The following is a 2,935-nucleotide window of genomic DNA, read 5'->3' on the forward strand; positions in this document are numbered from 1 at the left end:
CCATCCACACACCGAAGACGATCCACGTCCGCCCGCCGAGGTTGACCATGAGGAACGCACACGCCACGGCTCCCAGCGCGGGGACGACCGGCCCGAACGGAACCGTGAACGAACGGTCGAGGTCGGGGCGCTTGAACCGCAGGTAGATGACGGCGATATTGACCAGGCAGAACGCGAACAGGGTGCCGATGCTCGTGGCATCGGCGAGTTCGCCGAGCGGAATGAGCGCCGCCGTGACGGCCACGAGGCCGCCGACGATGAGAGTGCCGATCAGGGGAGTGCCGGTGCGCTGGGAGACGACACCGAAGATCTTCGGCACCATGCCGTCCCTGGCCATCGTCAGCAGGATCCGCGACTGACCATAGAGCACGGTGATGACGACGGAGAAGATCGCGAGCACCGCGGCCACGGCGAAGGCCAGCACCGCGAAATTCGACCCGGTGATCTCCTTGACGATCTGCACCAGCGGCGCATGAGCGCCGTCGAACCACTGCCACTGCCGCGCCCCGATCGCTGTGACGGCGACGAGGACGTACATCGAGGTGACGATGAGCATGGAGAAGATGATCGCCCGCGGCAGGTCCCGGCGCGGATTCTTCGCTTCCTCACCGGCCGTGGACGCGGCATCGAAGCCGATATAGGAGAAGAACACGCTGGAAGCGGCCGCGGTGACACCGGCGGCGCCCATCGGCAGCATCGGCGCGAAGTTGCCGGCCTTGAACGCGGTGAACGCCACGACGGCGAAGAAGACGAGGATGCCGATCTTGACGAACACGAGAATGGTGTTGGCGACACCGGATTCGCGGGCGCCGCGCATGAGCAGCACGGTCGCCAGAGCCACGACGACAAGCGCCGAGACGTTGATGATCCCATCCGGATTCTCGGCCAGGCCCGGTCCCGTGGTCAGGGACGCCGGCAGCTCGAGGCCGAAGACGCGCAGGGTCTCGTTGACGTAGTCGGCGGCGCCGACGGCGACCGCGGCGACCGAGACCGCGTATTCGAGGACGAGGCACCAGCCGCAGACCCAGGCGACGCCCTCACCCAGAGTGGCATAGGAATACGAGTAGCTTGACCCGGACACCGGCACCATCCCCGCCATCTCGGCGTAGCTGACCGCCGACAGCAGCGCCGTGATTCCGGCCAGGACGAAGGCGAGCCAGACGGCCGGGCCGGCCACAGGCACAGCCTCGCCGAGGATGACGAGGATTCCCGTACCCAAGGTGGCCCCGACGCTGATCATCGTCAGCTGGAAGACGCCGAAGGTCCGCCGCAGCCCACCCTGCTGTGCGGACTGCGCATCGGTGTGGGCCTCGGCGGTCATGGCGCTGATCGACTTGCGTCGTCCCAGCTGCCGCAGCACCCCTGTGGGAGTGTGCGTCGGCGGGGTGGGCGGTGTGTGCGAAACGGTCATATGAATATTCTTGCATAGCCATGAATATTGTCTCGCCGGGCTCCCCCGTGATCACGGGCGAAACCTTCTTGCGGCGTCGTCGATCTCACACGGCAAAGATCTCACACGTCGGGGGTGAATCGGCCGTCCTGGGCCATCCAGCCGCCGTCGACGAGCTGCGAGTGGCCGGTGACATAGCTCGATGCCTCCGAGGCGAGGAAGAGGACGGGCCCGGCGATCTCGTGCAGTCGACCCCACCGGCCCAGGGCGGTCTTGTCCGCATACGCGTCCCACCATTTCCCCTCGGCCTTGATCTGCTGGGTCAGGGGAGTGTCGAAGGGCCCGGGCAGGATCGCGTTGACGCGCACGCCCCTGCCTCCGAGCTCACTGGCCATCGTCTTCGTCAGCTGCACCACCCCGGCCTTGGCCGCCGCGTACAGTCCCTGCCCGGGTTCGATGGCCAGTGCCCGGAACGAGGCGTAGGTGACGATCGAGCCGCGACCGCGCTCACCCATCTCACGGCCGAATCCGCGCATCAGCCGGTAAGTGCCCTTGAGGTTGATGTCGATGACCCGGTCGAACTCGTCATCGGTGGTGTCCGTCAGTCGTTTGCGCACATTCGCCCCGGGGGTGATGACGAGGACCTCGGCATCGGCCCAGGCGTCCACGAGCGAGTCGACGGACGCCGTGTCCGTGATGTCGACGTCCACCGCCGAGGCGGACCCGGCCCCAGATCCGCTATCGGCGGCTCCGTGCGCAGCCGATCTGGTGCTACGGGCGGCGATGAGTTCGGCGGTCGCCTCGGCGCCGGTGAGGTTGAGATCGGCGACGACGACGTGTGCGCCTGCGTCGGCCAGCCCGATCGCGCTGGCCTGCCCCAGTCCGGAGCCGGCCCCGACGACGACTGCGGTGCGGCCGCTCAAGTCGAACAGGGACGGGATCGACGGGTTGTTCTCGTTCGTCGACATCGGGAGTCCTTCCGGGCGGGGTTCGGTTCCGGAGCGACACCGGTGTCGACTCCGTGGACTTCCAAGGTATGCCCGCCGAGGCGGCCACGCCCTCCCCGTTTCACCTGGTGGAACATCGGCTGAGGTGGGAGCGTCAGAACTTCTCGCTGTCGACGTAGCGGATCTCGTCGGGGAGGTTCGCCAGGTAGTCGACGATGAAGTAGGCGATGGCCTCCATCGTGGGGATGTCGCGTTGGCGGGCGCGAGCCATGGTGCGGCGGTGCTCGGCGAACTCGTAGAAGATCTGCCCGGGTTCGAGTTTGCGGTTGAGGTTCTCCGGGATCGCCTGGATGAGGGGTTTGTACACTTCGTCGAGCCAGCGGCGGGCGGCCTGGGATTCGTCGAGTTCGTCGACTTCGGCGATCTCGGGGGCCGAGCGGAACGAGTCGAGGTCGTTGAGCATCGCCCGCGCCTGGTTCTCGTTCGCGCCGATCCCGGTCAGCCGCAGCAGACGCCTCGAATGGTGGTTGGGTTCGACGACCTTCGGGGACACGAGCAGCCTGATGCCGTCGATATCGGTCGTCACGGTCAGCTCGCC

3 protein-coding genes are annotated in these 2,935 nt (G+C 66.9%); all 3 read right to left on the reverse strand.

Going from position 1 to position 2,935, the window contains the following annotated elements:
- Positions 1-1,411 (reverse strand): amino acid permease (locus ACTIIH_RS16150; RefSeq protein WP_441452839.1); only part of this gene is annotated, 1,411 nt, incomplete at its 3' end.
- Positions 1,412-1,512: 101 nt separating this feature from the next.
- Entirely contained in the window at positions 1,513-2,358 is an 846-nt protein-coding gene (locus ACTIIH_RS16155) for an SDR family NAD(P)-dependent oxidoreductase (protein WP_441452840.1), read from the reverse strand.
- Between the two features lie 133 nt (positions 2,359-2,491).
- On the reverse strand, positions 2,492-2,935 hold a 444-nt coding region (locus ACTIIH_RS16160), incomplete at its 5' end, for a DUF4032 domain-containing protein (protein ID WP_441452841.1).

The sequence above is a fragment of the Brevibacterium sp. genome (genome assembly GCF_052105255.1).
Classification (GTDB): domain Bacteria; phylum Actinomycetota; class Actinomycetes; order Actinomycetales; family Brevibacteriaceae; genus Brevibacterium; species Brevibacterium linens_B.